This is a genomic window from Pseudorhodoferax sp. Leaf274, assembly GCF_001422445.1.
Classification (GTDB): Bacteria; Pseudomonadota; Gammaproteobacteria; order Burkholderiales; family Burkholderiaceae_C; genus Pseudorhodoferax.
Genome location: NZ_LMNA01000025.1, coordinates 314418 through 340208, shown reverse-complemented (window position 1 = coordinate 340208; position 25791 = coordinate 314418). Strand labels below are relative to the sequence as shown.

Annotated in this window: 20 protein-coding genes; 7 read left to right on the top strand and 13 right to left on the bottom strand. The window is 71.2% G+C overall.

Features of this window, described 5'->3' with window-relative positions; all coding sequences use genetic code 11:
• Nucleotides 1-4: 4 nt before the first annotated feature.
• From ASF44_RS20605 to ASF44_RS20590, 4 genes are all read right to left on the bottom strand, one after another.
• Entirely contained in the window at nucleotides 5-943 is a 939-nt protein-coding gene (locus tag ASF44_RS20605; protein WP_056901102.1) for a helix-turn-helix domain-containing GNAT family N-acetyltransferase, read from the bottom strand.
• A 21-nt stretch (nucleotides 944-964) separates the two neighbouring features.
• On the bottom strand, nucleotides 965-2074 hold the full coding sequence (locus ASF44_RS20600) for a mechanosensitive ion channel family protein (protein ID WP_056901101.1): 1110 nt from the start codon (nucleotides 2072-2074) through the stop codon (nucleotides 965-967).
• Between the two features lie 81 nt (nucleotides 2075-2155).
• A complete protein-coding gene (locus ASF44_RS20595; protein ID WP_162243854.1) occupies nucleotides 2156-3328 on the bottom strand; it encodes an MFS transporter in 1173 nt (390 codons plus the stop codon).
• A 67-nt stretch (nucleotides 3329-3395) separates the two neighbouring features.
• Complete coding sequence (locus ASF44_RS20590) at nucleotides 3396-4679, bottom strand: HD-GYP domain-containing protein (protein ID WP_156374613.1); 1284 nt, start codon at nucleotides 4677-4679, stop codon at nucleotides 3396-3398.
• A gap of 147 nt (nucleotides 4680-4826) precedes the next feature.
• On the opposite strand from ASF44_RS20590, the gene ASF44_RS20585 reads away from it, so the two are divergent.
• A complete protein-coding gene (locus tag ASF44_RS20585) occupies nucleotides 4827-7154 on the top strand; it encodes a YgiQ family radical SAM protein (RefSeq protein WP_056901098.1) in 2328 nt (775 codons plus the stop codon).
• A gap of 49 nt (nucleotides 7155-7203) precedes the next feature.
• On the opposite strand, the gene ASF44_RS20580 is transcribed toward ASF44_RS20585, so the two are convergent.
• Nucleotides 7204-8100: a transglutaminase family protein gene (locus tag ASF44_RS20580; RefSeq protein WP_056901097.1), complete on the bottom strand. Its 897-nt coding sequence runs from the start codon at nucleotides 8098-8100 to the stop codon at nucleotides 7204-7206.
• A 99-nt stretch (nucleotides 8101-8199) separates the two neighbouring features.
• Entirely contained in the window at nucleotides 8200-8370 is a 171-nt protein-coding gene (locus ASF44_RS32590) for a hypothetical protein (RefSeq protein ID WP_200930638.1), read from the bottom strand.
• A 157-nt stretch (nucleotides 8371-8527) separates the two neighbouring features.
• On the opposite strand from ASF44_RS32590, the gene ASF44_RS20575 reads away from it, so the two are divergent.
• From ASF44_RS20575 to ASF44_RS20560, 4 genes are read left to right on the top strand one after another with little or no spacing between them, the layout of a single operon-like run.
• The gene (locus ASF44_RS20575) at nucleotides 8528-9718 is read left to right on the top strand and encodes an imelysin family protein (RefSeq protein WP_056901096.1); all 1191 of its coding nucleotides are present in this window, start codon (nucleotides 8528-8530) and stop codon (nucleotides 9716-9718) included.
• A gap of 14 nt (nucleotides 9719-9732) precedes the next feature.
• Nucleotides 9733-11157, top strand: a complete 1425-nt coding sequence (locus ASF44_RS20570; protein WP_056901095.1) for a di-heme oxidoredictase family protein — start codon at nucleotides 9733-9735, stop codon at nucleotides 11155-11157.
• Nucleotides 11157-12236 (top strand): imelysin family protein, encoded by a 1080-nt coding sequence (locus ASF44_RS20565; RefSeq protein WP_056901094.1) that lies wholly within the window; start codon nucleotides 11157-11159, stop codon nucleotides 12234-12236. Before ASF44_RS20570 ends, ASF44_RS20565 begins: the two co-directional genes overlap by 1 nt.
• Nucleotides 12220-13362 carry a DUF1513 domain-containing protein gene (locus ASF44_RS20560; protein ID WP_082524933.1) on the top strand — a complete coding sequence of 381 codons (1143 nt, stop codon included), beginning with the start codon at nucleotides 12220-12222 and terminating at the stop codon, nucleotides 13360-13362. The genes ASF44_RS20565 and ASF44_RS20560 overlap by 17 nt, the downstream gene beginning before the upstream one ends.
• A 192-nt stretch (nucleotides 13363-13554) precedes the next feature.
• On the opposite strand, the gene ASF44_RS20555 is transcribed toward ASF44_RS20560, so the two are convergent.
• Nucleotides 13555-14445, bottom strand: a complete 891-nt coding sequence (locus ASF44_RS20555) for an SMP-30/gluconolactonase/LRE family protein (protein WP_056901092.1) — start codon at nucleotides 14443-14445, stop codon at nucleotides 13555-13557.
• A 92-nt stretch (nucleotides 14446-14537) separates the two neighbouring features.
• Between ASF44_RS20555 and ASF44_RS20550 the strand changes: the two genes are divergently transcribed.
• On the top strand, nucleotides 14538-15530 hold the full coding sequence (locus ASF44_RS20550) for a TRAP transporter substrate-binding protein (protein WP_056901150.1): 993 nt from the start codon (nucleotides 14538-14540) through the stop codon (nucleotides 15528-15530).
• A 67-nt stretch (nucleotides 15531-15597) separates the two neighbouring features.
• Here the strand turns inward: ASF44_RS20550 and ASF44_RS20545 are convergent, their stop codons facing one another.
• The 4 genes from ASF44_RS20545 to ASF44_RS20530 form a co-directional block, all read right to left on the bottom strand.
• The gene (locus tag ASF44_RS20545) at nucleotides 15598-16527 is read right to left on the bottom strand and encodes a CoA transferase (protein ID WP_056901091.1); all 930 of its coding nucleotides are present in this window, start codon (nucleotides 16525-16527) and stop codon (nucleotides 15598-15600) included.
• A gap of 244 nt (nucleotides 16528-16771) precedes the next feature.
• Nucleotides 16772-18778 (bottom strand): TonB family protein, encoded by a 2007-nt coding sequence (locus ASF44_RS20540; RefSeq protein WP_056901090.1) that lies wholly within the window; start codon nucleotides 18776-18778, stop codon nucleotides 16772-16774.
• A gap of 199 nt (nucleotides 18779-18977) precedes the next feature.
• Nucleotides 18978-19820, bottom strand: a complete 843-nt coding sequence (trfA, locus tag ASF44_RS20535; RefSeq protein WP_056901089.1) for a plasmid replication initiator TrfA — start codon at nucleotides 19818-19820, stop codon at nucleotides 18978-18980.
• 841 nt (nucleotides 19821-20661) lie between these two features.
• Nucleotides 20662-21168 carry a hypothetical protein gene (locus tag ASF44_RS20530; protein ID WP_056901088.1) on the bottom strand — a complete coding sequence of 169 codons (507 nt, stop codon included), beginning with the start codon at nucleotides 21166-21168 and terminating at the stop codon, nucleotides 20662-20664.
• A 241-nt stretch (nucleotides 21169-21409) separates the two neighbouring features.
• Between ASF44_RS20530 and ASF44_RS20525 the strand changes: the two genes are divergently transcribed.
• Nucleotides 21410-23248 (top strand): bifunctional diguanylate cyclase/phosphodiesterase, encoded by a 1839-nt coding sequence (locus ASF44_RS20525; RefSeq protein ID WP_056901087.1) that lies wholly within the window; start codon nucleotides 21410-21412, stop codon nucleotides 23246-23248.
• A gap of 23 nt (nucleotides 23249-23271) precedes the next feature.
• Here ASF44_RS20525 and ASF44_RS20520 read toward each other — a convergent pair whose 3' ends face one another.
• Together ASF44_RS20520 and ASF44_RS20515 are read right to left on the bottom strand one after the other, a co-directional pair.
• A complete protein-coding gene (locus tag ASF44_RS20520; RefSeq protein ID WP_235579287.1) occupies nucleotides 23272-23781 on the bottom strand; it encodes a gluconokinase in 510 nt (169 codons plus the stop codon).
• A 170-nt stretch (nucleotides 23782-23951) separates the two neighbouring features.
• Nucleotides 23952-25724 (bottom strand): tannase/feruloyl esterase family alpha/beta hydrolase, encoded by a 1773-nt coding sequence (locus ASF44_RS20515; protein WP_056901085.1) that lies wholly within the window; start codon nucleotides 25722-25724, stop codon nucleotides 23952-23954.
• Nucleotides 25725-25791: the final 67 nt, after the last annotated feature.

Sequence of the window (25791 nt, the reverse complement as noted above, 5' to 3'; positions counted from 1 at the left end):
CAGGCTACTGGAGCTTGAGCTCCCAGGTCTCGCCGACCAGCGACTGGCCGAAGTCCTCGTAGGGCGCGCTCTTGGTGCGCACGAAGCCGCGCGCCGCGTAGATGCCGCGGGCCGCCGTCAGGCAGCTGTTGGTCCACAGCACCATCTTGCGGTAGCCCTTGGCGCGCGCGAAGGCCAGGCTTTCGTCGGTCAGCCTGGCGCCCAGGCCCATGCCGCGCGCGGCCGGCGCGAGGATCAGCATGCGCAGCTGCGCCACCCTGGCGCTCTTGCGCGCGACGAACACCGAGCCCACGCGCTGGCCGTCGAGCTCGGCGATCCAGCAGCGTTCCCAGCCGGGCTGGAAGCCGCGCACGAAACGCGCGGCGATGTCGGCCACCAGGGCCTCGAAGCGGGCGTCCCAGCCGTATTCGCGGGCGTAGATCTCGCCATGCTGCTGGACCACCCAGCCCATGTCGCCGGGGCGCGGCTCGCGCAGCACGGCGGTGCGTGGGCGCGGAGCGGCCGCCACGGCCGGCGGCGCCAGCAGGCGCTGCACCTGCGCCATGGCCTCGACCAGGTCCACACGCGCGCCGGCGGGCAGGCCCTGCAGCAGCGCACGCGCCGCATCGCGCGATTTCTGCTGCAGCGGCGCGAACGCGGCGTGGCCGGCCGGCGTCAGCCGCAGAAGCTGCTGGCGGGCGTCCAGCGCGGAGCTGCTGCGCGCCAGCCAGCCGCGCGCGTCGAAGCGCTTGAGGATGCGGCTCAGGTAGCCGCCGTCCAGCCCCAGTTCGCGGCCGATCTCGCTGGCGGAACTCTGGTCGCGGTGCGCCAGTTCGTACAGCACGCGCACCTCGGTCAGCGAGAGCGCGCTGTCCAGGTAGGGCTCCAGCAGGCCGATGTGGCGCGTGTAGCTGCGGTTGAAGGCGCGCAGTGCCTTGACCTGCTCGGCGATGACTTCGTCCATGGTTGACGAAGTCTAGCCAATTTACTTGACTGCGTCAGCCAGTTGTTCTGGAAAGCCGGACAGCACGACGTTGCGCGTCGGAAAGGCAAACTCCACGCCCATGGCGGCGAACTCGCGCATCAGGCCGATGTTGATGGCCTGCTGGTTGTCCATGTACTGGCCGTAGTTGGCCGTCTGCATGATGTAGACCACCACGTAGTCGAGCGAACTCTCGCCCAGCCGCGCGAAGTGGGCGCGGTCGAACACCAGCGCGGGCTGGGCCTCGACCACGCGGCGGATCACGGCCGGGATCTCGGCCGCCTGTTCGGGCGTGGTGTCGTAGCTCACGCCCACGGTGAACTCAATGCGCCGCGTGGACATGCGCTTGAAGTTGCGCAGCGAGCCCTTGAGCAGCTCGGTGTTGGACACCACGATCTGCTCGCCGCTGGGGCTGCGCAGGCGCGTGGTCTTCATGCCCACGTGCTCGACCGTGCCGTTCACGCTGCCGTTGTTGATCGAGTCGCCGACCTCGAAGGGCTTGTCCAGCGCGATGGCGATGGAGGCGAACAGGTCGCCCAGGATGTTCTGTGCCGCCAACGCGATGGCGATGCCGCCGATGCCCAGGCTCGCCACGAAGGCCGTGATGTTGAAGCCCAGGTTGGACAGCACGGCCAGCGCCACGACCGCCCACAGCGCGGTGTTCAGGCCCCAGCCGATGAGCGTGCTGGAGACCGTGGCCTGCGGCGAGCTGCCCGGCGCGGCGTGCCGCATGAGCTGGCGCTGCATCAGCACGTCGATGAGCCGCGCGCCCCACAGCGCCAGCTGCAGCGCCACCGTCACATACCAGAGTTGGGCGATGCGGTCGGACCAGCGCGCCGGCAGGTCCAGCAGCGACAGGCCGACCAGCACCGAGGCCACCGTCAGCAGCAGGCCGTTGGTGGCGTCCAGCATCTGCGCCAGCGTGGGCCGCACCTGGCCCAGGCCGCGCATGGCGGTGTCGGCCTCGGCATTGCGGCGGATGCGCCCGCGCGCGAACCGCAGTGCGGTGCGCATGAAGAAGTAGGCGGCGAGGGCGGCAGCGGCGGCAACGACCCATTGCGACATGGGCACGCCGAGCACCAGGGTGGTGTGGAACCAATCGGAAAACAGCATCGGCGGTTTATATCCGCCCCGCGTGGCGGGACACGATCAGCCCCGCGGCGCGGCGCCTGTAGGACCAGGCCGCGCCGGGGCTCAGTCGGCGCGCGAGAAGCGGCGCGCGTAGGCCGTGCCGCCCGACAGGACGGCCGCCAGCGTCCAGAACGCCGGGCCCATGCCGGCCGCCGATCCCAGGCCGCCGAACAGGATGGGCAGGAACACCTGGCTGGCGTTCATGATGGTGGAGCGCACGCCCAGCGCCTCGCCCGAGCGGCCCGGCGGCGCCACCAGGTGCACCAGGCTCATGACCATGGGCTGGGTCGCGCCCAGGCTCAGCCCGTTGACGAAGGCCAGCGCCAGCAGCAGCGGCACCGAGGTGGTGAGCGGGAACAGCAGGTAGACGGCGGCCGTGATGCCCAGCGACCAGGTCAGCGTCTGCCATTCGTTCATGTGGCGCTGCAGCACCGGCATGGCCAGGCGCACGACGAAGGTGGCCACGCCGAAGCAGCCCATGATCAGGCCGATGGTGGAGGCCGACAGCCCGATGCGCGCACCCTGCACCGGCACCATGAAGGTGAACATGTCCCAGCCCATGGACAAGAGGCCGCTGATGATGAAGACGGCGCGCATGCGTGGCGCCTGCAGCAGGTCCATCAGCCTGCCGGCGCCGGACGCGCCGCCGGGTGCCTGGCGCGGGGCGACGCGGATGCGCAGGGCCACCAGCACCGCCAGGGCCAGCAGCGGGAACAGCACCAGCAGCGCGAAGGTCCAGCGGTGGCCGATGCCGTCGATGGCGATGCCGGCGATCACCGGTCCCATCACCGTGGAGGTCGAGAAGGCCAGCGCCAGCAGCGTGAAGGCGCGCACGCGTGTCTGGTCGTTGGTGCTGTGGCCGACCTCGTTGTAGACCGTCATGTGCAGCAGCATGAAGCCGCTGCCCAGCAGCATGCTGGCCGCGCACAGCACCGGCACCGAAGGCCACAGCGCCGGCAGCGCCGTGCCGACGGCCGTGGTGGCGATCGCGATGCGGGCCGGCCGCTTCATGCCCACGCGGTCGATCCAGCGCCCCAGCCGCACCGACAGCAGCATGGGCAGCACCGACAGCAGGCTGACCTGCAGGCCGACGACGATGGTGGGGGCGTGCAGCGCGATGGCGTACAGCGAGAGCGCCACGCGGCCGCCCGTGAAGGCCAGGTGCACCAGGACCATGACGGCCATGAGCGGCAGCAACTGGCGGGCCAGGGAAGGAGAGGGGGCAGGGGAGTTCATCGGGGCGGCGGCGCTGGCAAAAGCGCACCGCAGTGTCCCACGCGCCGCCGGCGGCGCCGCCGCGGGGTCAGGCCAGGCCGGCCAGGCAGCCGTCGACCTCGTCCAGCCACGCCGACAGCAGCGCCGGCAGTTCCTCGCCCACCGCCGGCGCCCAGCGGCGGCTGGCATTGCGCGACAGCGTGCGCAGCTGCCAGCCCATTTCCTGCGTGATCAGCGACAGCTCGCTCATGAGGTCCGGGTCCTTGTCGTCGCCCAGCATCAGCAGCTGGTCGCCGCTGGCGCCCACGTCGGCCAGCAGCCGGCGCATCTGGTCGCACTGCTGGCCGATGGCGGCCATGCCCTGCACGCGGGCCGGCGTGGCGGCGGCGTCGCGGGCCAGCGCGGCCGGCCACGCAGCGAGCAGCCGGTCGATGGCGATGAGCTGGGCCACGGGCGAGGCCACCGGCTCCAGGGAGGCCAGCTCGGTGGCCGAGGCGGGCACGTTCTCGTTCGCCATGCCGCGCAGCGCGTTGAGCACGCGGTCGCCCAGGGCCGGGTCGAACTGGTGGCGGTTGGTGCGCAGCAACAGCGACAGGCGCAGCGCCGACAGCCCCCGCCCGGGCCGCAGCAGTGCCGACATCACCTGCGCCAGCGACACCACGCGGCCCCAGGGGCTGACCTTGTCACCGGCCAGGTGGGCGGGGTAGCCCGAGCCGTCCAGCAGCTCATGGTGCTCGCGCACGGCACGGATCAGCTCGCGCGGGTACTCGTGGTGGCGCTCCAGCAGCAGTGCGGAGACCAGCGGGTGCGAATACAGCTGGCGCCGCTGCTCGGACGTGATCTCGCCCTTGGGTTGCAGCAGCACCGGATCGATGTGCATCATGCCCAGGTCCTGCAGCAGGCCGGCGGCCATCGGCATGATCACGTCATAGCGCACCATGCCCGGCCGCAGCACCAGCCAGCCAGCCACGATGGACGTGCACACCGAGTACTGGAACAGGGCCGGATGCACGTCGCGCGCCACGCTGAGCTGGAACGCCACCGGCACCGGCAGCGGAATGGCCTCCAGCGCATCGAGCAGCTGCGCTTGCTGGCCCGCGTGTTGCAGCAGGTAGGCCAGCAGGGGCCGGCGCTCGATCAGCCGTTCGGCCGCGCCGCGCAGCGCCTTGCCGTTGATGCTGTCCTGCGCCTGCAGGGCGTCTTCGAGCGGGGCGGCGAGCTGGTGCCGCAGCAGCCGCTCGTACAGCCGCGGATCGACCTTCACACCGCGGTCGATCAACTTGATGCCCTGGGAGCTGTAGATGGCGTTGACGGCGGTCGGGGCGCGGTCCTCCACGAGTTTTTGGACCGCTTCCTGGAAATTTGGCGACATTTGTAGAAGATTTGTGTCTGATCGCAACCAATATATGTAGCACAGGCCGCCCCTTTCCACCCTTACGCCGGCAAGAACATGGCGCTGCCGCCTAAAATCGCGTTCCTCCCCCGCCTGCCGTCCCACCCCGAGGACAAACCCCACCCGATGAACGCCCCGGTCGACGTTTCCTTTTTCGCGCGCGCCGCCAAGCCGCTGACCAGCTACCGCAAGTACTGGGCGGCCCGCTTCGGCACGGCGAAGTTCCTGCCGACCTCGCGCGAGGAGATGGCGGCGCTGGGCTGGGACAGCTGCGACATCGTGCTGGTGACGGGCGATGCGTACGTGGACCACCCCAGCTTCGGCATGGCCGTGATCGGCCGCATGCTGGAGGCGCAGGGCTTTCGCGTGGGCATCGTGGCCCAGCCCGACTGGACCAGCGCCGAGCCCTTCCGCGCGCTCGGCAAGCCCAACCTGTTCTGGGGCGTGACCGCCGGGAACATGGATTCGATGATCAACCGCTACACGGCGGACCGCAAGATCCGCAGCGACGACGCCTACACCCCCGGCGACGTGGGCGGTGCGCGGCCCGACCGCGCGGCCATCGTCTACTCGCAGCGCTGCCGCGAGGCCTTTCCCGACGTGCCCATCGTGCTGGGCGGCATCGAGGGCAGCCTGCGCCGCATCGCGCACTACGACTACTGGAGCGACAAGGTGCGCCGCTCCATCGTGGTGGATGCCAAGTGCGACCTGCTGCTGTACGGCAACGCCGAGCGCGCCATCGTCGAGGTGGCGCACCGACTGGCCGCGCGCCAGCCCGTGGCCGAGATCACCGACGTGCGCGGCACGGCCTTCGTGCGGCGCGAGACGCCGGAGGGCTGGTTCGAGATCGATTCGACCAGCGTGGACCTGCCGGGCCGCGTCGACGCGCATGTGAACCCCTACCTGATGGTGTCGGAGCAGGCCAAGGCCAACGGCGCCACCTGCGCCAAGGAAGACGAGGCCCAGGCCGTGGCCGACCAGGCCAATGCGGTCAACCCGCCGATCCAGACCATCCAGTTCGTCGCCAACCCGCGCGTGGCCCTGAAGCCGCCGCCGCGCGACCGGAGCGTGATCCGCCTGCCCAGCTACGAGCAGGTCAAGTCCGATGCCGTGCTCTACGCCCACGCCAACCGCGTGCTGCACCTGGAGACCAACCCCGGCAATGCGCGCGCGCTGGTGCAGGCGCACGGCGAGGGGCACACGGCGCGCGACGTGTGGATCAACCCGCCGCCGATCCCGCTGACGACGGCGGAGATGGACCACGTGTTCGACCTGCCGTACGCGCGCAGCCCGCACCCGCGCTATGCCGACGAGCACGGCGGCCACGACGGCGCGACCAAGATCCCGGCCTGGGAGATGATCCGCTTCTCGGTGAACATCATGCGCGGCTGCTTCGGCGGCTGCACGTTCTGCTCGATCACCGAGCACGAGGGCCGCATCATCCAGAGCCGCTCGGAAGAATCCATCATCCGCGAGATCGAGGAGATCCGCGACAAGGTGCCGGGCTTCACGGGCACCATCTCCGATCTCGGCGGCCCCACGGCCAACATGTACCGCATCGGCTGCCGCACGCCCGAGATCGAGGCCGCCTGCCGCAAGCCCAGCTGCGTGTACCCCGGCATCTGCCAGAACCTGACCACCGACCACGGCCCGCTGATCAAGATCTACCGGCGCGCGCGTGGGCTGCGCGGCATCAAGAAGATCCTGATCGGCTCGGGCCTGCGCTACGACCTGGCGGTGCAGTCGCCCGAGTACGTCAAGGAACTCGTGCAGCACCATGTGGGCGGCTACCTGAAGATCGCGCCCGAGCACACCGAGCAGGGTCCTTTGTCGAAGATGATGAAGCCCGGCATCGGCAGCTACGACAAGTTCAAGCAGATGTTCGAGAAGTTCTCGGCCGAGGCGGGCAAGAAGCAATACCTCATCCCGTACTTCATCGCCGCGCACCCGGGTACCAGCGATTCGGACATGATGAACCTGGCCATCTGGCTCAAGCAGAACGGCTTTCGCGCCGACCAGGTGCAGACCTTCTACCCCAGCCCCATGGCCACGGCCACGGCGATGTACCACACCAACAAGAACCCGCTGCGCAAGGTCACGCGGGACAGCGAGGCGGTGGACATCGTGCGGGGCGAGAAGCGGCGCCGGCTGCACAAGGCCTTCCTGCGCTACCACGACCCGAACAACTGGCCGCTGCTGCGCGAGGCGCTCAAGGCCATGGGCCGGGCCGACCTCATCGGCAACGGCAAGCACCACCTCATTCCGACCTGGCAGCCGCTGGGCGACGGTGGCTACCAGAGCGCGCGGCGCAAGAATTCCACGCCGGCGCCGCAGCAGCCCAGGACCGTGGCGGACAAGGTCGTCAAGGGCCGCCTGCTCACCCAGCACACGGGCCTGCCGCCACGCGCCGGCACCGCCGCCGGCAAGGCTGGCAAACCCGGCAAGCCGCGCTGACCTGACGGCCCGCCATAGCGCCGTTCAACGGCGCCGCGCTGGGCCCGGCTCAGCCCTGGCGCCGCGTGACCTTCACGGCCACGTCCATGCCGGCGTAGGCGTCCTTCTCGCCATACCAGCTGCCGCTGATCGGCGTGGCCAGGGCCGGGTCGCGCGCCACGCCCACGCGCAGCAGGTGGCCGCTGCCCATGAGGTCGTTGGTCGGATCGAACGCCACCCAGCCCGCGCCGGGCAAGTAGGCCTGCAGCCAGGCGTGCGTGGCGCCGGCGCCCACCATGCTGTCGCCGGCCTGCTGGCCGGCCGCGTCCAGCGCCGGGTCGTACAGGTAGCCTGAGACGAAGCGGGTGGCGATGCCCAGGCGGCGCGCCGCCTCCATCATGAGCAGCGCGTAGTCGCGGCAGCTGCCGCCTTGCGCGGCCAGCGTCTGCAGCGGCGTCTGCGTGCCTTCCTCGTCGCGCGACTGGTAGGTGAAATGCTCGCGGATGTGCGCGTTCATGCGCTTGAGCGTATCGCGCGTGCTGTTGGGCGCGTCGTGCAGCAGGAACTGGTGCGCCCAGTGGATCAGCAGGCCGTCCGGGTCGTCGTGGTGCGGCCGCAGGTAGTGCTCCAGGTCGGTGCGTTCCTGCAGCGCGTAGGCGAACGGCAGGAACTCGGCCGTCGGGTCCAGCGTGAGCAGGTCGCCGGGGGAGGGCACATGCTCGACCGTGAACGCGCAGACGATCGCCAGCTCGGTGGCCTCGCCATGCGGCTGCACGAGCGCCACGGAGTTGGAGTGCGGGTCCTGGATCATCCGCACCGCCGCGGTCGGGCTGACCTGCAGGTCGGTCGCCAGCACGCGCAGGTCGTGGCTGTCGCGCGGGCGGAACATCACGCGGTGCAGGCCGAAGCGCACCGGAGAACGGTAGCGGTAGGTGGTGGTGTGGTGGATGTCGTATTGCGTGGCCATGGCCGGATACCTCACGGGGTGGGTCGAGGAGGTGGCACGCAGGCGGCCCGCGTTGCACGGGCCGCTCGGGGGGCGATCAGGCGCCGATCGACGGCCCGATCAGCCGCCTTTGTGCGGGCGCTTGCCAGGGTTCTTCTTGCTGCGCGTGGCGACACCGCGCTCCAGGCTCACGCGCTGGCCGTTGCCGGCACGGCGGGCGCTCAGGCCGCCAGAGGGCGTGGGTGCGGGGGTGGCGCGGCGGTCGGCTTCGGTGACGAGTTTGTTGCCCATGGTGTTCTCCAGATCGGACGTTGACAAACCCGGGATGATCGCACATCGGGCATGGCGACCCGCCCTGTCGTGGTCAGCCAGCCGTCAGCCGTGCTAATTTGATAATCACTCGCATCTAGAATCGGGCTCCCTGCCCGCAACTCCAAAAGAGCAACCCTTGAAGCATTCCACCATCGCCTGGATTCTTGCCGCCTCGGCTGCGGCATGCGCGCCGGCCTGGGCCCAGAGCCCTGCCGCCAAGCCGGCCGTCGCCAGCAAGGCCGTTGCGGCCGACATCGCACCCGCCGTGCGCCACCACGCCGTGCTCGTGAGCGCCGCCTACGACGACGCGCTGGCCGGCGCCCAGGCGCTGCAGGTCGCCATCCACGCCTTCCTCGACAAGCCTTCCCAGGAAGGCCTGGACGCCGCGCGCAAGGCCTGGCTCCAGGCGCGCGAGTTCTACGGCCAGACCGAAGCCTTCCGCTTCTACGGCGGCCCGATCGACGGCGACGACGGCCCCGAGGGCCGCATCAACTCTTGGCCCATGGACGAGTCCTACGTGGACTACGTGGTCGACGCGCCGAACGCCGGCATCATCAACAACCGCAAGGTGCAGATCACCAAGAAGCAGCTGTCCTCGCTCAACGAGCGCGACGGCGAGGAGAACATCGCCACCGGCTGGCACGCGATCGAGTTCCTGCTCTGGGGCCAGGACCTGTCGGAGACCGGGCCGGGCGACCGCCCCTACACGGATTACGTGGACGGCGGCAAGCCCAACGCCGACCGCCGCCGCCAGTACCTGCGCGTGGTGACCGAGCTGCTGGTCGACGACCTGCGTTCCGTGGCGCGCGCCTGGGCGCCGAACCAGGCCAAGAACTACCGCGCGCGCTTCGAGCGCGGCGGCATGGAATCGGTGCGCAAGATGCTGGTGGGCCTGGGCTCGCTGTCGCGCGGCGAACTGGCCGGCGAGCGGCTCGAGGTCGCGCTGGCCAGCCAGGACCAGGAAGACGAGCACTCCTGCTTCTCCGACAACACCCACCGCGACGCCGTGGCCAACGCCACCGGCATCCAGAACGTCTGGCTCGGCCAGTTCAAGCGCCGCGACGGCAGCCAGGTGCAGGGCCCCGGCCTGCGCGACCTGGTGGCCGCGCGCGATGCGGCCGTGGCCGAGCGCACGACGAAGCAGATCGCCGTGTCCGTGGCCGCGGCCGAGGCGATTCCCGCGCCGTTCGACCAGGCCATCAAGGCCGGCAACCCGGGCCGCGCCAAGATCCAGGCCACCATCGACAGCCTGACCCAGCAGTCCAAGGACATCGTGGAAGCCGCCAGCGCGCTGGGCATCACCAAACTGACGCTGGTGCAACCTTGAACCCACGTCGCCTCATGGGCGCGCCGGGCGGCCTGGCGCTGGCTTGCGTGGCCGCGCTGGTGTCCGCAGGCCTGGCGTGGGCGGCGGGCGATCCGGCCCCCGCCGACGACGTGGCCGTCGGCGGTGCCACCACCGTCTACGCCACCGGCCAGAACGCGTTTTCGTTTCCCGCCGCCAACCTGACCGACCCGGAGCGCACGCGCTTCGTGATCGGCAACTCCTTCTTCAAGCGCAACTGGGTGCAGGCGCCGGCCTCGACCAAGGCGCGCGACGGCCTGGGCCCGCACTTCATCGCGCGCTCGTGCGGCGGCTGCCACACGCAGGACGGCCGCGGCCAGCCGCCGGACTTCACGAAGGGCCTGTCCGACCAGCCCGTGGGCCTGCTGCTGCGCCTGTCGGTGCCGGGCCAGGACAAGGCCGGCGGCCCGTTGCCCGACCCGGTCTACGGCGACCAGTTCTCCAACTTCGCGGTGAACGGCGTCAAGCCCGAGGGCAGCATCACGATCCGCTACGAAGCCCAGCACGGCCGCTTCGCCGACGGCACGCGCTACACGTTGCAAAAGCCGGTCTACGGCTTCAAGGGCCTGAACTACGGCCCCATGGCCAAGGACGTCATGGTCAGCCCCCGGCTCGCGCCGCAGATGATCGGCATGGGCCTGCTCGAAGCCATTCCCGAGGACGAGATCCGCGGCAATGCGCGCGCGCAGGCCGCCGCCGGCGGGCCCATCCGCGGGCAGGTCAACGAGGTCTGGGACCAGCCCTCGCAGAAGATCATGCTGGGCCGCTTCGGCTGGAAAGCCAACGTGGCCACCGTCGCGCACCAGACGGCCGGCGCCTTCCACGGCGACATGGGCATCACCTCCAGCCTGTTCCCGGACGAGACCTGCACGCCGACGCAGAAGGACTGCCTGGCGGCCCCGCGCGGCGCCCTGGGCAAGCAGCCCGAGGTCGACGACAAGACCTTCGAAGACGTCGTCTTCTACACCGCCACGCTGGCGCCCCCCGCACGCCGCAACGCCACCGACGCCCAGGTGCTGCGCGGCCAGCAGTTGTTCCGGGACGCCCAGTGCGCGGTCTGCCACCGGCCCAGCTACACCACGGCCGAGGGGCCGTTCCCGCGGCTCACGAGCAAGGCGCTGGCGGGCCAGGCCATCCATCCCTACACCGACCTGCTGCTGCACGACATGGGCGAAGGCCTGGCCGACGGCCGGCCCGACTTCCAGGCCAGCGGCCGCCAGTGGCGCACGCCGCCGCTGTGGGGCATCGGCCTGATCCACGACGTCAACGGCCACACGCGGCTGCTGCACGACGGCCGCGCCAACGGCGTGCTCGAGGCCGTGCTGTGGCACGGCGGCGAGGCCCAGGCCAGCCGCGATGCGGTGCTCAAGTTCACGGCCGAGGAGCGCGCAGCCCTGGCCAAGTTCGTGGAGTCCCTGTGATGCACACCGATGCAACCCGCCGCCGCCTCGTGCTGGGCGGCCTGGCCGCCATGGCGCTGCCAGCGGCGGCCCAGCACCTGCCGGGCAATGTGGCATTGCCGTTCTATGGCCCGCCAGACTTCATGCAGGGCGCCTGGCGCCGCTGGTACGCCCCGCGCGCGCAGGATGTCGCGCAGCGCGCGCAGGCCCTGGTGGCCGCGCTGTCGGCCCAGTGCGCGGCACCGGCAGGCGACAGTGCCGCGCTGGCCGAGGCGCGCACGGCCTGGGGCGAGACCGCGCAGGCGCTGGGCCGCCTGTCGGCCGTCTCGGTCGGCCCACTGCTGCAGCGGCGCACGCTGCGCCAGATCGACTTCGCGCCCACGCGGCCCGAACTGATCCGCCGCGCCATCGCGCAGGCGCCGGCCGATGCGGCCGCCCTGGAACGCATCGGCACGCCCGCCAAGGGGCTGCCCGCGCTCGAGTGGCTGCTCTGGACACAGCCGGCCGCGCCCGGCACGCCGGCCTGCCGCTATGCCCAGCTGCTGGCCGAGAACGTGCTGGCCGAGGCGCAGGCCCTGGCACAGGCCTTCACGGCGCTGGCCAACGCGCAGCCCGAGCCCGACGACGAGGAGGCCGACCAGGCTTCGGCCGTCGCCATGTCCGAGCTCGTGAACCAGTGGGTCGGCGGGGTCGAGCGCCTGCGCTGGCCGTTCATGGACAAGCCGCTCAAGAGCGCGCCCAAGGGCAAGCCGCCCGCCTATCCGCGCGCCGCCAGCGGCCTGTCGCGCGAGGCCTGGGCCGCCCAGTGGCAGGGCCTGCGCACGCTGGCCGTGGCGCCCGACGACACCGTGCCCGCGCCGGGCAAGGACCTCGTGGCACTGGAGACCTACATGCGCGGCCGCGGCCTGAACCCGCTGGCCGACCGCTGGGCCGCCACCGTGCGCAAGGTCGACGAGGCCATGGCCGCCGCGCGGCCCGATGCGCCTGCCAGCGTGCAGGCCGCGTCCCGGGCCGTGGCCGGGCTCAAGCAGCTCGCCGAGGCCGAACTGGCACCCGCGCTGAACATCCGGATCGGGTTCTCCGATGCCGACGGGGATTGAGGCCATGCTCTCGCGCCGGCAGTGCCTGGCCCTGGGCATGGCCGTGCTGGCCGCGCCGGCGGGCTCGGCGTGGGCGGCGCCCGCGGCCTTGCCGCGCCTGCTGGCCGCCTGGCAATGCGAACCGCGGGACACGGCCGAGGCCGCGCGCTACCAGGTCGGCCTGCTGGCGGCCCAGGCCGACGCGCTGGTCGTGGCCCGCGCACTCGACGTGCCCACGCGCGCCCACGGCCTGCTGGCCGAGACGGGCGGCACGGTGCTGGCCGTGGCGCGCCGCCCGGGCGACTGGCTGCTGCGCTGGAGACCGGGGGCGCCCGACGGGGCCGAGCCGCAGACCGCCTGGATCGAGCCCGACCGCGCCTTCAACGGCCACGTGATCGCCAGCAGCGACGGCCAGCGCCTGTACACCACCGAGACGGACCTGGAGACCGGCGCAGGCCTGGTCGGCGTGCGCGATGCCGCCACGCTCGAGAAGGTGGCCGAGTGGTCCACGCACGGCATGGACCCGCACGAGCTGCTGCTGGACGCCGACGGCAGCCTGGTCGTGGCCAACGGCGGCATCCCCACCTTGCCCGAGACCGGCCGCCTCAAGATCGGCCTGGAGCGCATGGACGCCTCGCTGGTGCGGCTGGACACGCGCGGTGGCGCGCTGCTGGGCCAGTGGCGCCTGGCCGACCCGCGCCTGAGCCTGCGCCACATCGCCTGGGGTGGCCACGGCGGCCACGGCGGCCAGGGCAACCGGGGTGGCCGCGTGCTCGGCATCGCGCTGCAGGCCGAGCACAGCGACCCGGCCGCCAAGCTGGCCGCGCCGCTGCTGGGCCTGTTCGACGGCGAATCTCTGCGCACGGCTGCGGCGCCCCGGTCGCTGGGCGGCTATGGCGGCGACATCGCCTGGGCCAACGGCGGCTTCGTGGTCAGCACGCCCAAGGTGGACGGCTTCGCGCGCTATGGCGCGGACGGCCGTTGGCAGGGCTTCACGGCATTGGCCGAGGCCTGCGCGCTGGCGGCCGAGTCGGGCCGGCTGTGGGCCGGCGGGCGCGACGAGGCGCTGGTGGCCGACGCATCGGCCATCGCCACCCGGCCCGTGCCGGCGCTGCGGCTGGACAACCACTGGCTGCGGCTGGGCTGAACCGCGGCGGGCGGCCTCGCGGGCAGGGCGCCAGGCACGCGGCGCCATGCACGCCACAGCAGGCGAGTGGCAACGCCTGGCGAGGGCGCCACGGCCTCGGCCGCCATCTGGCTGTTCGCCAGCTTGGCTCTGGCTGCGCTGCTGGCGCGGCGGGCGAGCAGGGCGTGAGCGGCGTGGAAGCGGCCGCAGGCCTCAATCGCGGCCGAAGCGCCGTTCGGGCAGGCCGGGCACATCGACATCGATGGCCAGCAGCGAGCCGGCCCAAGGCTGCTCCCGCAGTTGCGCGCGCGTCAGGAAGCGCTGCGCCGTGGTGATGTACAGCGTGCGCAGGTCCGGGCCGCCGAAGCACACGCAGGTCGGGTTGCTCACGGGCAGCTGCAGCACGCGGTCGACCGTGCCGTCGGGCGCGTAGCGCACCACGCGGCCGCCGCCGAAGATGGCGTTCCACACGTAGCCTTCGCTGTCGGTGCAGGCGCCGTCCGGGCGGTCGCGCTCGGCCGTGTAGTCGACGAGGACCTCGCGCGGGCCGAGCGTGCCGGCAGCCACGTCCAGCGGGAGGCGCCAGGTGGTGTAGCGGCGCGTGTCGGAGAAATACAGCGTGTCTTCCGCAGGCGACAGCGCCACCGTGTTGGCCACGATCACGTCGCCGAACTGGTGGTGCACGCTGCCGTCCGGGTCCACGCGGTACAGCGACCCGTTGCCGCGCGCGAGCTGGTTGTCCATGGTGCCGACCCAGAACCGCCCGCGGCTGTCGCAGCGCCCGTCGTTCAGGCGGTTGTCGGTGCCCACGGCCTCCACCTGGCACAGCTTCTCGCGCGCGCCCGTGCCCAGGTCGAAGGTCTCCAGCGCCAGGTCGATGCCCAGCAGCACCCGACCCGCTTGGCGCAGCAGCGCGACCGAGCCCACATGGCGTTCGTCGAACTGGTAGACGTCGTGCCGGCCGCTGGCGGGATGGAAGCGCTGCAGCTTCGCCTCCTCGATGTCGAGCCACAGCAGGCTCTGGGTCTTCTCGCACCACAGCGGCGTCTCGCCCAGCACGTCGGTGCCCGGCACCACGCAGCGCAGCCCGTCGGATGTTTGCATTCGATCTCCTGGAAAGTATTTTCTGATCTGAAAGGCGTTCAATTCTGCCGCCTAGAATCGCCGCCGACCATTCGAAGGAGACCGTTTTGAACATGAAGAAGCACATCGCGTCCGTTCTGCTGCTGGCCGCCTGCGCGGCGGCATCGGCCCAGGACATCCAGGAGCGCGTGATCAAGTTCGGCCATGTCAACCCGCAGGGCCACCACCTGTCGCTGGGCGTGCAGAAGTTCGCCGAGCTCGTGGCGGCGCGCAGCGGCGGCAAGATCACGGTGAAGGAATTCGCCGCCAGCGTGCTGGGCGGCGAGCAGCAGCAGTTCAGCGCCGCGCAGGGCGGGGTGCAGGAGATGACGGTGCTGTCGGCCACCGTCACGGGCGCCGTGGTCAAGGAGTTCACGCTGCTCGACATCCCGTTCTCGTTCTCGCGCGGCGAGCAGGTCGATGCGCTGCTGCAGGGCCCGTTCGGCCAGGCACTGCTCAAGCGCCTGCCCGACAAGGGGCTGGTCGGCCTGGGCTTCTGGGAGGCGGGCTTCCGCCAGTTCACCAACAGCCGCCGGCCGGTCCAGACCGTCGAGGATCTCAAGGGCCTGAAGGTCCGCGTGATCCCGAATCCGATGTACGTGGAGAGCTTCGCCGCGCTGGGCACGAACCCGGTGCCGATGGCGTTCCCGGAGCTGTATGGCGCGCTGGAATCGCGCGCGATGGACGCGCAGGAGAACCCGTTCGCGATCATCCTCAACAGCAAGTTCTACGAGGTGCAGAAGTACCTGAGCGTGACCAACCACGTCTACACCGCCAGCCCGGTGCTGGTCAGCAAGCGCTTCTGGGACAAGCTCAGCGCCACCGAACAGAAGATCCTGCAGGACGCCGCCACCGAGGCCGGCGCCTACCAGCGCAAGCTGAGCCGCGACACCTCGGTCGCCGCGCGCAAGGAGCTGGAAGGCAAGATGCAGGTCAACGACGTGCCGCCCGCCGTGCTCGCGCGCATGCGCGAGCTGACCGCGCCCGTGGCCGACAAGTTCGCGGCGAGCTACGACCCGGCTCTGGTCAAGCTCTACCGCGAGGAGTTGGACAAGGCCAGGAAGTAAGGCGCCAACGCCGGCGCGGCGCCGGCCGCGCGCCACCGACGGGCCCGCGCGTCGGTGCACCTGCGCGTCAGCGCGGCAGGCTGTGGAGCGGGATGTCCTGCTCGCGGCCCAGCTTGTCCAGCTGCTTGCGCGTGCGCGTGGCGAAGAACGCGGCCACGGCGGCGTGGGTGCCGGCCGCCAGCATGCCCTTGCGCGACGCATCGTCCACGCCGGCCGCCGCGCACAGCGCCTTGGCGAAATGCGGCTCCAGCGCGGCCACGGCCACGCGGCCGTCCTTGCAGGGGTAGATGCGGTAGCCGGCATGCGCGCCGCCGACCGAACCCTTGGGCACGGTGAGTCCCCAGGCACGCGGCAGGGCCAGGTAGCCCGCGGCGTCGGCCAGCGCTACCTCCAGGAACACGCCCTTGCCCTTGGCCGCGCGCAGCAGCTGCGCCTGCAGCACGGCTTCGCTGGCGGCCAGCGAGCCGCCCATGTCGGCGTACAGCGTGGCTGGCAGGTCCAGTCCGGTGACGAGGCCGTGCTCGGCCACGTAGGTCAGGTCGTGGCCCGGCTCCTCGGCGCGTTCGCCCAGTGCGCCGACGATGGCCACCTGCGACAGCCGTGGGTAGAGCTTGTGCAGCTTGCGCCAGCCGATGTCGAGCTTGGCCAGGGCCGAGGGGCGGAACGAGGTCAGCAATACGTCGGTGCGTGCCAGTTCGCGGTGCAGGGCCTTCTGGCCCGGCCCGGTCTTGAGGTTGGCCTGCAGCACGCGCACGCCCTCGTGCATGGCCGCATAGGCCTGCGGCGCGTAGACACCCATGGGGTCGCCCGCGCCGCCGTCGGGCGCGGGCGGCTCCAGCTTGACGCAGGTGGCGCCCATGGCGCGCAGGCGCATCAGCGCGGCGGGGCCGGGCAGGTTGAGCGCCAGGCTCAGGATGCGCACGTTGGCCAGGGGGCGGGGTGCGCGGGCGGGGCGGGCGGAGCCGGTGGCGGATGCCTGCGTGTCTGTCGTGGTCATGCGGATGCTGCGGCCAAAAAGGCCGCAATCTACCGCACGCCGGCCAGCAGGTCCTGGCGGGGGTGTCGCTCATGCGGCTCGGTGTCGGTCTGCACCGCGCGGTGGTCCAGCAGCTTGGCGTAGGCCGGCAGCCGCCGATCCGCGGACACGGCGTCGCCGAGCGCGCGCAGGCCACGCAGCGGCCCCGCAGGAGCCAGGCTTGGTTGTCGCGCGGCCGACCCGGCGGCCCTGGCCTGGTGGGCTGCTAGTACAGCCGGATCGCCACGTCGAAATGCCAGGTGCGGCGGATCTCCACCACATCGAAGTCGCGGGCCAGGTTGGGCGGGAACGCCGGGTAATTGGCCTGGCCGCGGATGATCTGCCGTACCGCCTCGTCGATGGCCGCGACGCCGCTGGAGCGCACGAAGGTGATGGATTCCACCGAACCGTCGCGGCGCACCGCGACCGTCACCACCGGGGGCTGGTGCGGCTGCCGGACCAGCTCGCGCACCGTGTCGAAGGTCATGTTGAGCTCGATCTTGCGGCTCCAGGCGTCGCCGTACAGGCGCAGTTCCTCGTTCGGGTCGCCACGCCCGAGGTTGCGGCCGCGCCGGGCGTTGCCCCACGACGCGGGCAGGTCGGGCGTGGACCGCGCAGCCGACTCCGCCGCTGCGCGCTGGTCCGCCTCGGCGTTCAGCTGGCGCCCGATCGCGCGCAGCCGCTCGTCGCGCTGGGCCTCGTAGGCGCGTGCGGCTGCGCGCTTGGCGGCCTCGGCCTGGGTGGCCTGGGATCCTTGGGCTTCCTTGGCGATCGCTGGGCGCTGTTCTGCGTCTTGCCGGGCGGCAGTGTCCTGGGCTGCGGCGCGCCGGGCAGCTTCCTGGTCCGCGGCCTGCTGCGCAGCGGCTTGCTGGGCTCGGGCCTGTTCGGCCGCGGCTTGCGCCTGGGCGCTGGCCTGGCGTTCCGCCGCCAGCCGAGTGGCCTCGGCTTGCGCGGCCTCTTGTCGCGCCGCTTCCTGGCGGGCTGCTTCGGCCTGTGCGGCCTCCTGGCGTTGCGCTTGTTCACGGCGCGCGGCGTCCTCGCGTGCTGCAGCCTGCCGCGCGGTCTCCTGGCGCGCGGCCTCGCGCCGGGCGGCTTCGGCACGCATGGCCTCCTGGCGCGCGGCCTCTTCACGTGCTGCGCTGTCACGCGCTGCTGCTTCGCGGGCCGCCGCCTGGCGCGCAGCTTCCTGTTGCGCAGCAGCCTGGCGGTCTGCTTGCAGCCGGGCGAACTCGCGGCGTGCCAGCTCTTGCCGGCGTGCGTCTTCCTGGCGTTGCGCTTCGCGGCTGGCGGCCTCGGACCGCGCCGCTTCTTCGCGGGCCGCCAACTGGCGCGAGGTTTCCTGTTGCTCGGCAGCCTGGCGTTCCGCGTCCTGCCGCGCAGCCTCGCGGCGTGTCAGTTCTTGCTGGCGCGCTGCCTCGGCCTGCGCCGCCTGCTGGCGCGCCGCCTCTTGCTGCGCTGACAGCTCGCGTTCCTCCTGTGCCCGCAGGGCCTCGCGCCGCAGGGCTTGCTGGCGTTCGCCCTCGCGCTCGCGCTCCGCGGCCTCGGCCTCGGCCTGCGATGCCTCCAGTTGCGCGGCCTCGCGCCGGGCCTGTTCCGCCTGCAGGGTGGCCTGGCGTTCGGCTTCGGCGCGGGCCGATTCGGCCTGCGCGGCCCGGGCGCGTGCGGCGTCCAGATCGGCCTGCTGCTGTTCCTGCGCCCGCAGGACAGCGGCTGCGCGGGCCTCTTGCGCACGCGCGGCTTCGCGCCGGGCCTGGTCCTCGCGTGCGGCATCCGGCTGGGCGGTGTCGACCACTGGCGCAGGCATGGTGGGATCGGAAGGAGGCACCGTCAGCACGGCCGCCGCTGGCCCACGGATGGGCGCTGGCGCGGTGGTGTTTGCGGTCGCGGGCGCGGTTGTGGACGCAGGTCGTGGTGCCGGCGATGCCGCAGCAGGTACCGGTGCCGCGTCAGCCGCCGTCGGCGCGGTGCCCGCAGCCCCAAGGGTCGGATCTGTGGCGGCCGGGGTGTCCGCCTGCAGCACCACGCGCAGTTCCGGCAGCGCGCCGCGCCGTTCCTGCCAGGGAAACACCAGGCCGGGCAGGCCGTACTCCGCACTGCCGAAGGTCAGGCTCAGCACCAGTGCATGCACCAGCAGCGACCCGAGCACGCCACGCAGCAGCCCGGCGCCCGGATGGCGCCGGGGCCGCCGCAGCCACTGGTTCTCGATGGAAAGGGAATCCGCTGGGACCGACACGTGCTCTGGTTGCGCCACCGTGCGCGTGCGCCGGGGCCTGTGGATCAGGCCGCGACTGTAGTGCAGTGCGTCACGGGGCCTGCCGCGCCGGCACCGTCGCCTGCCTCAAACCCCGAACGCGCCGGGCGGCGGGCTTCCGTGGTGCTGGGCATCTGCCTCAAACCACGAGCATCGCTTCGTGGTTTGACGCAGCGCGCTGTCAGGCCGCCAGCGGCCCCTCGATGACGGGGTGGTGCGGGCGGCGCAGCACGTGCACGGTCTTGGTCTTGGTGTCGTAGATGAAGTCGGAGATGAGCCGGCGTTCCTTGAGCACGTCCAGCGCCTCCAGCAGGTTGCGGCGAAAGCCCGACAGGCAGGTGGCCGTCGATCCACTGAGGCCGAACAAGGTCTCCACCTTGTAGGGAAACGGCGTCTCGTGCGTGCTGAAGAAGCCGTAGATCCACTGCGCCAGCGGCGTCAGGCCCAGCCGCTCTTCGCCGTTGAGCAGCGTGAAGGCGTCGGGCTGGAACAGCTCCAGGATGTTGGGATCGAGGTAGAGCCGCCACTTCTCGCGCGACTTGGAGCCCGCATCGGACCACTCCAGCCGCATGATCAGGTTGCCCGAGAAACCCTTGCCGTTGGGCTTGTCGACCCAGACCGAGCCTTCGCGCATGCGGGCGATGGAGTCGCGCAGGCGCTTGTAGGTGTCGCCGCTGTTGCCCCAGCCGATGGCCACGCCCAGCGAGCTGGCCGAGACCTCCACCTGGTCGCCGATGGGCTGCATGCGGGCCAGGTGCACCACCTGCAGCCACACGGTGAGGTCGTCCTGGCGCAGCTCCTTGCCGGTGTAGCGGATCTCCTGGCCGGCCACGGACACGATGACCTGGCGGTCGAAGCTGCGGCGCGGCTTGCGCTTGTCGGCGCAGGTGAACAGGGCCGAGCGGGCCAGGGCATTCGGCGCGCCACGCACGCGTTCGCCCCACAGCGGCAGCTGGGTCGGCCCGGCGAGCAGCATGCCGTGGGACTTGCGTTTGGGCTTGGGAAGGGTGGCGAGTTCGGTCATCGGGGCGCGACGATAGCAGCGGCTTGTCGTCGCTTGAGGCACAAGCCTCGTGGTTTGACACAGGGACATCGTGGGTTGACGCAGCCCGCCCTGGGGCCGGCGTGGCCCGGGCTCGGCCATCGATGCCTGCTTTCGTGGTTTGACACCGCTTTCATTGCCCGCAATGCCGGTCTGCGGCGCCCGGGCTCGTGGTTTGACGCAGGGCAGTGCATTCGTGGTTTGACACTGGCCTGGCAGACACGCGTTTCGTGGTTTGAGACAGCTTCTTGCGCCCGCGCCGCGCGTGTGCCTGCGCCAGGAACCGCCCGGGGCCAGCCCCGGACCCCTTCCGCCATCGATTCCGGCAAGCCGGAATCGACGGCGGCTGCGTCAAGGATTAAGAATTTGATTAAGAAAGAAAGGATTAAAAGCCGATTAGAGAGTGATTAGCGGGGTGGATTTCGGGCGCCAAGCCATTGATCCGAAAGGATATTTCTGAAAGTGGCCCGATTCATCCGCCGAAGCCTGCAGCCTCATCCGACGAGCCGTCCAGCTTCATCCCGCGATGCGGCCGGCCTCATCCCACGACGCGCGCTGATTCAACTGCCGATGCAAGGCCCCGTGCATGGCCGGTCGCGCAGAGGGGCGCTGGCATGATTCAAACCCCGAGAAGCGTCGACGTACGGCCTGCTTCAAACGACGATGGTGCTGCGCGCGAGAGCCTGCGTCATGCCACGAGACGGGGCGTGCCGTGCGTGCTTCAAGGCACGACGGCGCATGGCGCTGCATGGCGAGCGGTGTGGCCATGGCCCCGCAGCCGCAGCCAGCCGGCTTGTCGGGGTTTGACGCACAAGCCGCTTGCTCAGCGCACGCGCGCGGCGTAGCCGCTGTCGATCCAGGCCTCGGCCTTGGCCTGGTTGAGCTTGAAGTCGGCGGCCACGCGCGCCTCGCCCAGCGTGTCTCCGGCCTCGTCCACCGCCGTCAGCACCGCGTAGGGGTACTCCTCGTCCGGCACGATGGCCAGCGCCACACGGATGCGTCCGGCACCCGCGCCCACGCTGACTTCCTTGTGCAGCCGTGCATGCAGTTGCTGCTCGTGCCGGCGGAGCACTTCATTGGCCGTCTTCACCAGCGTGTGGAAGGCCGGTGCGTCCAGCGGCTTGGGGTTCTTCTTGTCGCGGCCCATGGTCCAGGGCCCGACCAGGGCCGGCTCAGCCTCGCCGCGCAAGGTCATGGCCACGGCCCAGCCGTCGTCGTCCTCGTTCTTGATGACCTCGGCCGTCCAGCGCTCATCGCGCCACAAACGGGCTTGCTGGACCGGGCCATCGCTGTCGGCCTCGGCCGAGGGGGGAGTTGCTTCGTCGTTCATCGCGGCATTGTCCGGCAGGCCCGCCCATGCCCTTGCGGCTGCATCCGCGCGCGGAACGCAGGGCATGACCTGGATCAAGCTTGACCGGTGTCAAGCGAGCTGTGTTGCCTGAAACGCATGATCAAATGCGTTTTTCCTTTTTTGATGCATCGATGTATTCATACCCGCAAGGTTTGTTGCGTCTGAAGCACCAAATGCGAAGGCGTCCGTTTTCTCGAGATCTGCGACAAGCACTGCACCCATGGAACAAACCCAGGTCGGCCAGGCGGGCGAACCGGCAGGCACCGTGCCGGCACTGCGCACCGGTGCGGCCCTGCCGGCGCCGCACGCCGATGTCGCCGGCCGCGGCGAACGCCCCCGCACGCAGCTGCCGCTGGTCGACGCCTTGCGCGAGGCCAGCGATCTGCGGACCGCGCTGGACGCCCACGCGATCGTGGCCGTGACCGATGCGCGCGGCGTCATCGTGCGCGTCAACGACAGGTTCTGCGCCATCTCGCGCTATGCCCGCGAGGAGCTGGTCGGGCGTACGCACCGCGTCGTCCATTCCGGTGTGCACCCGCCGGCGTTCTTCGCCGGCATGTGGCACTGCATCGCGCGCGGCCAGGTCTGGAACGGCGAAATCTGCAACCGGACCAAGGACGGTTCGCTGTACTGGGTGTCCACCACCATCGTGCCCTTCCTGGACGCCGACGGCCGGCCCGCGCGCTACATCGCCATCCGCACCGACATCACCGAGCGCAAGCGGGCCGAGGAGCAGGCGCAGCGCATGGCCTTCTACGACATGCTCACGGGGCTGCCCAACCGGCGCCTCATGCTCGACCGGCTGCAGCAGCTGCTGGGCCGCGCGCGCGGCCACGGCCAGCCCGGCGCGCTGGTGCTGATCGACCTGGACAACTTCAAGGAGGTCAACGACACGCTGGGCCACAGCCAGGGCGATGCCTTGCTGCGCGTGGCGGCGCAGCGCCTGCAATCTGGCGTGGGCCAGGGCGACACGGTGGCGCGGCTGGGCGGCGACGAGTTCGTGCTGCTGCTCGCAGAGCTCGGCCCCGGCCTGCCGGAGGCCACGCAGCGCGCGGCCGACCTGGCCGAGAAGCTGCGCCGCCAGCTGGAGCAACCCTACTTCCTGGACGGCCTGCGCGTGGATGCGCCGCCCAGCGCCGGCGTGGTGCTGCTGCCGGGGCATGCGGACGGTGTGGACGAGGTGCTCAAGCAGGCCGACATCGCGCTCTACAAGGCCAAGGGCGCAGGCGGCAACCAGGTCTGCTTCTTCGACCCGGCGCTGCAGGCCGAGGTCGACGCCCGCGCCGGACTGCTGGCCGATCTGCGCCAGGCCCAGGCCGGGGGCGCACTGCGCCTGTATTTCCAGCCCATCGTGCAGGCCGACCGGCAGGTGACCGGCTTCGAGGCGCTGCTGCGCTGGTGGCATCCGGTGCGCGGCCTGGTCTCACCGGGCGACTTCATCCCCCTGGCAGAGCAATCCGGCCTGATCCTGCCCATCGGCCAATGGGTGCTGGACCAGGCCTGCGCGCAGCTGGCGCGCTGGGCACGCGGGCCGGCCACGCGCGGCTGGACGCTGGCCGTCAACGTCAGCGCGCGGCAGTTCCGCGACGACGGCTTCGTGCCCAGCGTGCAGCGGGCCCTGGCCTGCTGCGGCGCCGATCCGCGCCGGCTGTGCCTGGAACTGACCGAGAGCATGCTGCACACCGACCTGGAAGAGACCATCGCCCGCGTGGCGGCGCTGCAGGGCCTCGGCGTGCGCTTCGCGCTGGACGATTTCGGCACCGGCTACTCGTCGCTGAGCTACTTGAAGCGCCTGCCGCTGGACCAGCTCAAGATCGACAAGGCCTTCGTGGCCGAGATCACCACCGACCCGGACGACGCGGCCATCGCCCGCACCATCGTCTCGCTGGCGCGCAGCCTGCGCCTGCGCGTGGTGGCCGAGGGTGTGGAGACCGAGGGCCAGTTCGCCTTCCTGCGCCGTCTGGGCTGCGACGGCTACCAGGGCTACCTGTTCGGCGCGCCGCAGCCGCTGGGCGATGCGGAGCGCCGCGCCGGCGTCGGTCCCCAGGCGCTGCAGTAGCCGCACGCCGGCACGTTCATGCCTCAGGGCGTTGGGCGCGCCGCCGCCAGCTGCTGCAGCACGGCATCGCGCTGCGCCTGCAAAGGCAGCGTGGCGTCGACGCGCACCACGCCCGGCTCGCCCAGCGGCGGCTCGAGCGCCGCGAACTGGTCGGCGACCAGCCGGGCCGGAAAGAAGTGGCCCTGGCGCGCCGCCACGCGTGCCAGGGCCTCGGCTTCGGTGATGTCGACGAAGACGAACTGCAGGCCGGGCGCCAGCGCGCGCAGCCGGTCGCGGTAGCGGCGCTTGAGCGCCGAGCAGGTCAGCACGGCCGGGCCGCCGGCCACATCGCGCAGCAACGCGCCCAGCACGTCGAGCCAGGGCCAGCGGTCGTCGTCGGTCAACGCGATGCCCTGCTGCATCTTCAGGCGGTTGGTCGGCGGGTGGTGGTCATCGCCTTCGATCAACTGCCCACCCAGCGCCTGTGCCAGCGCGGCGCCCAGCGAAGACTTGCCGCAGCCTGACACGCCCATCACCACCAGCCTTGGGTCCATGGCCGCTCCCGTCGCGGCAGCGCCGCGTGTTGTGATGGCCGTGATCTTCACACAGCGGCAGGCGCCCAGGGCCAGGTGTTCCAGCCGAGGCGCTGCGGTACCGCGCAGCGGACCGCACGGCCGGCGGCCGGCCTGGCGCGGCAATTGCGCCGACCCGGACCGCTCCCGCTTCAGTTGGCCACGCAGCTGAAGTTGGCGGCCGAGGCACCGGCCCCCGCGCCCGAGCCGGTGTAGCGCGGGTACAGCGGGTACTGGCACAGGGGCTTGGACGCGATCTCGGCGAACGGCGCCAGCGCGTTCTTGTTGGTGAGGGTGTACTGCGTGGCCGGCTTGATGCCTTTCTCGACCCAGTTCTCCACCACGGCCAGCAGGTCCACGCGGCCCGGGATGCCGTAGGCCGGCGCATTGGCCGCGCCCGCGGCCACGCCGCCCGAGGTGTGCGGCAGGCCGGTGGCCGCGTAGGCCGCGAAGAACTCGCCCACGCTGGACGCACCCATGCGCGCGACCACGGCGTCGAAGTAGTTCAAGCCGGTCAGCGGGCTCTGCGCCGTGTCGCTCATGTCCTCGCGCAGCAAGAGCTTGCCGCCGCTGGCGCGGAACGCCGTCAGGTCGGGGTTGGTGGCGTCCATCCACTGCGAGACCTGCAGCACGCGGTCGCGGAAGTTCGCGGGCTCGTAGCCCAGCGGGTCGAACGCGGCGTTCTGGGCGATGAAGTAGCGCACGTAGCCGTTGCCGAAGCGGTAGACCTGGTTGATGCCGTTGGCGGTGGGGCCGTCGGTGGGCGGCGCCGTGCCGACCAGCCAGTTCGACCAGTTGCCCGCCAGGCCCTCGCCGCCGAAGCCGAACCCTGCGTAGGCCTGCATGCCGTTGGCCACCGGGAAGCTGAAGCGGTAGCCCGCGTGCGCGGACTGGACCACGGCCAGCTGCGCGCTCGACAGGCAGCTGGTGCCCTCGTCGTTGCCCGAGGCGCAGACCTTGGCCGCCAGCGCCGCTTCGGCCGCGCCCTTGCAGGCGCCGTAGTTGCTGACCACGCCGTCGGCGATGCCGTCCAGGCTGTCGCAGGCCGCCAGCACGGTGTCGTGCACGAGTTGCGTCTTGCCGCCCAGCCAGGCGCCCGGCGCGCTCTGGCGGATGCCGCCGATCCAGTTGCCGAAGGTCTGCAGCCCCGTCCAGTTCATGACCGGGTCGATGGAGACGATGCCGTCGTAGTCGTCGGGGTAGCGCTGGGCCATCATCATGGCCTCGCGGCCGCCTTCGGAGCCGCCCATGTAGTAGCTCTTCATGGGGCGCTTGCCGTAGTAGCGCTGGCCCAGGGCGACGGCCACGTCGTGCGTCTTCTTGTAGGCGGCGTAGGCGAAGTTGACGAGCGCCTCCTGGTTCAGCGCGAAGGCATAGGCCTCCACCCCCGCCTGGGTCTGGTGGCCCGAGTCCGTGCCGGTGGTCATGTAGCCGCGCGTGATGGGGCGCGGCACGTCGGGCGGCGCGTTGCGGCTGGGGTCCAGGCCGGTCACCAGCGTGCCGTTGTAGCCCGAGCCGCCGAACTGCAGCTTCTTGCCGTTCCAGCTGCTGGGCAGGTTGAGCTGGGTGTTGACCAGCGGCGCCGCCGGGTCCACCGGCTTGATCTCGACGAGCACTTCGCAGTACTCGGGCGTGCCCAGCACGGTGGCCGTGCCGGCGCCGTTGGGCGCATCGGCCACGGCCGGCTTGAGCGTGGCGGACTTGACGGTCGCGCCGGTGGTCGGCTCACCGATCCTGGCGGCCTCCACGGACTGGCCGGCCAGGGCCGCGCAGGCGCTGGCGGGGTTGGCGACGACCAATGGCGTGGCGAAGCTGTCGTCGTCGTCGCTGCCGCCGCAAGCGGTGAGGGCGGCGGCGATGGCCACGGCAACGAGGGTCTTGCGTTGCGATGGCTGCGATGGCAGCGGGGATGGCAGTGTCTGCATCTTGTCTCCAATATCGTTCTGGTCTGTGGCTCGGACGGGCAGCGGCGGGGTGTTCAGCGTGTCGGCG

Bases quoted from the DNA above. Each gene is read 5' to 3' on its own strand.
- ASF44_RS20605 (WP_056901102.1), bottom strand. From the start codon at position 943: ATGGACGAAGTCATCGCCGAGCAGGTCAAGGCACTGCGCGCCTTCAAC.
- ASF44_RS20600 (WP_056901101.1), bottom strand. From the start codon at position 2,074: ATGCTGTTTTCCGATTGGTTCCACACCACCCTGGTGCTCGGCGTGCCC.
- ASF44_RS20595 (WP_162243854.1), bottom strand. From the start codon at position 3,328: ATGAACTCCCCTGCCCCCTCTCCTTCCCTGGCCCGCCAGTTGCTGCCG.
- ASF44_RS20590 (WP_156374613.1), bottom strand. From the start codon at position 4,679: ATGTCGCCAAATTTCCAGGAAGCGGTCCAAAAACTCGTGGAGGACCGC.
- ASF44_RS20585 (WP_056901098.1), top strand. From the start codon at position 4,827: ATGAACGCCCCGGTCGACGTTTCCTTTTTCGCGCGCGCCGCCAAGCCG.
- ASF44_RS20580 (WP_056901097.1), bottom strand. From the start codon at position 8,100: ATGGCCACGCAATACGACATCCACCACACCACCACCTACCGCTACCGT.
- ASF44_RS32590 (WP_200930638.1), bottom strand. From the start codon at position 8,370: ATGGGCAACAAACTCGTCACCGAAGCCGACCGCCGCGCCACCCCCGCA.
- ASF44_RS20570 (WP_056901095.1), top strand. From the start codon at position 9,733: ATGGGCGCGCCGGGCGGCCTGGCGCTGGCTTGCGTGGCCGCGCTGGTG.
- ASF44_RS20565 (WP_056901094.1), top strand. From the start codon at position 11,157: ATGCACACCGATGCAACCCGCCGCCGCCTCGTGCTGGGCGGCCTGGCC.
- ASF44_RS20560 (WP_082524933.1), top strand. From the start codon at position 12,220: ATGCCGACGGGGATTGAGGCCATGCTCTCGCGCCGGCAGTGCCTGGCC.
- ASF44_RS20555 (WP_056901092.1), bottom strand. From the start codon at position 14,445: ATGCAAACATCCGACGGGCTGCGCTGCGTGGTGCCGGGCACCGACGTG.
- ASF44_RS20550 (WP_056901150.1), top strand. From the start codon at position 14,538: ATGAAGAAGCACATCGCGTCCGTTCTGCTGCTGGCCGCCTGCGCGGCG.
- ASF44_RS20545 (WP_056901091.1), bottom strand. From the start codon at position 16,527: ATGACCACGACAGACACGCAGGCATCCGCCACCGGCTCCGCCCGCCCC.
- trfA (WP_056901089.1), bottom strand. From the start codon at position 19,820: ATGACCGAACTCGCCACCCTTCCCAAGCCCAAACGCAAGTCCCACGGC.
- ASF44_RS20530 (WP_056901088.1), bottom strand. From the start codon at position 21,168: ATGAACGACGAAGCAACTCCCCCCTCGGCCGAGGCCGACAGCGATGGC.
- ASF44_RS20525 (WP_056901087.1), top strand. From the start codon at position 21,410: ATGGAACAAACCCAGGTCGGCCAGGCGGGCGAACCGGCAGGCACCGTG.
- ASF44_RS20520 (WP_235579287.1), bottom strand. From the start codon at position 23,781: ATGGACCCAAGGCTGGTGGTGATGGGCGTGTCAGGCTGCGGCAAGTCT.
- ASF44_RS20515 (WP_056901085.1), bottom strand. From the start codon at position 25,724: ATGCAGACACTGCCATCCCCGCTGCCATCGCAGCCATCGCAACGCAAG.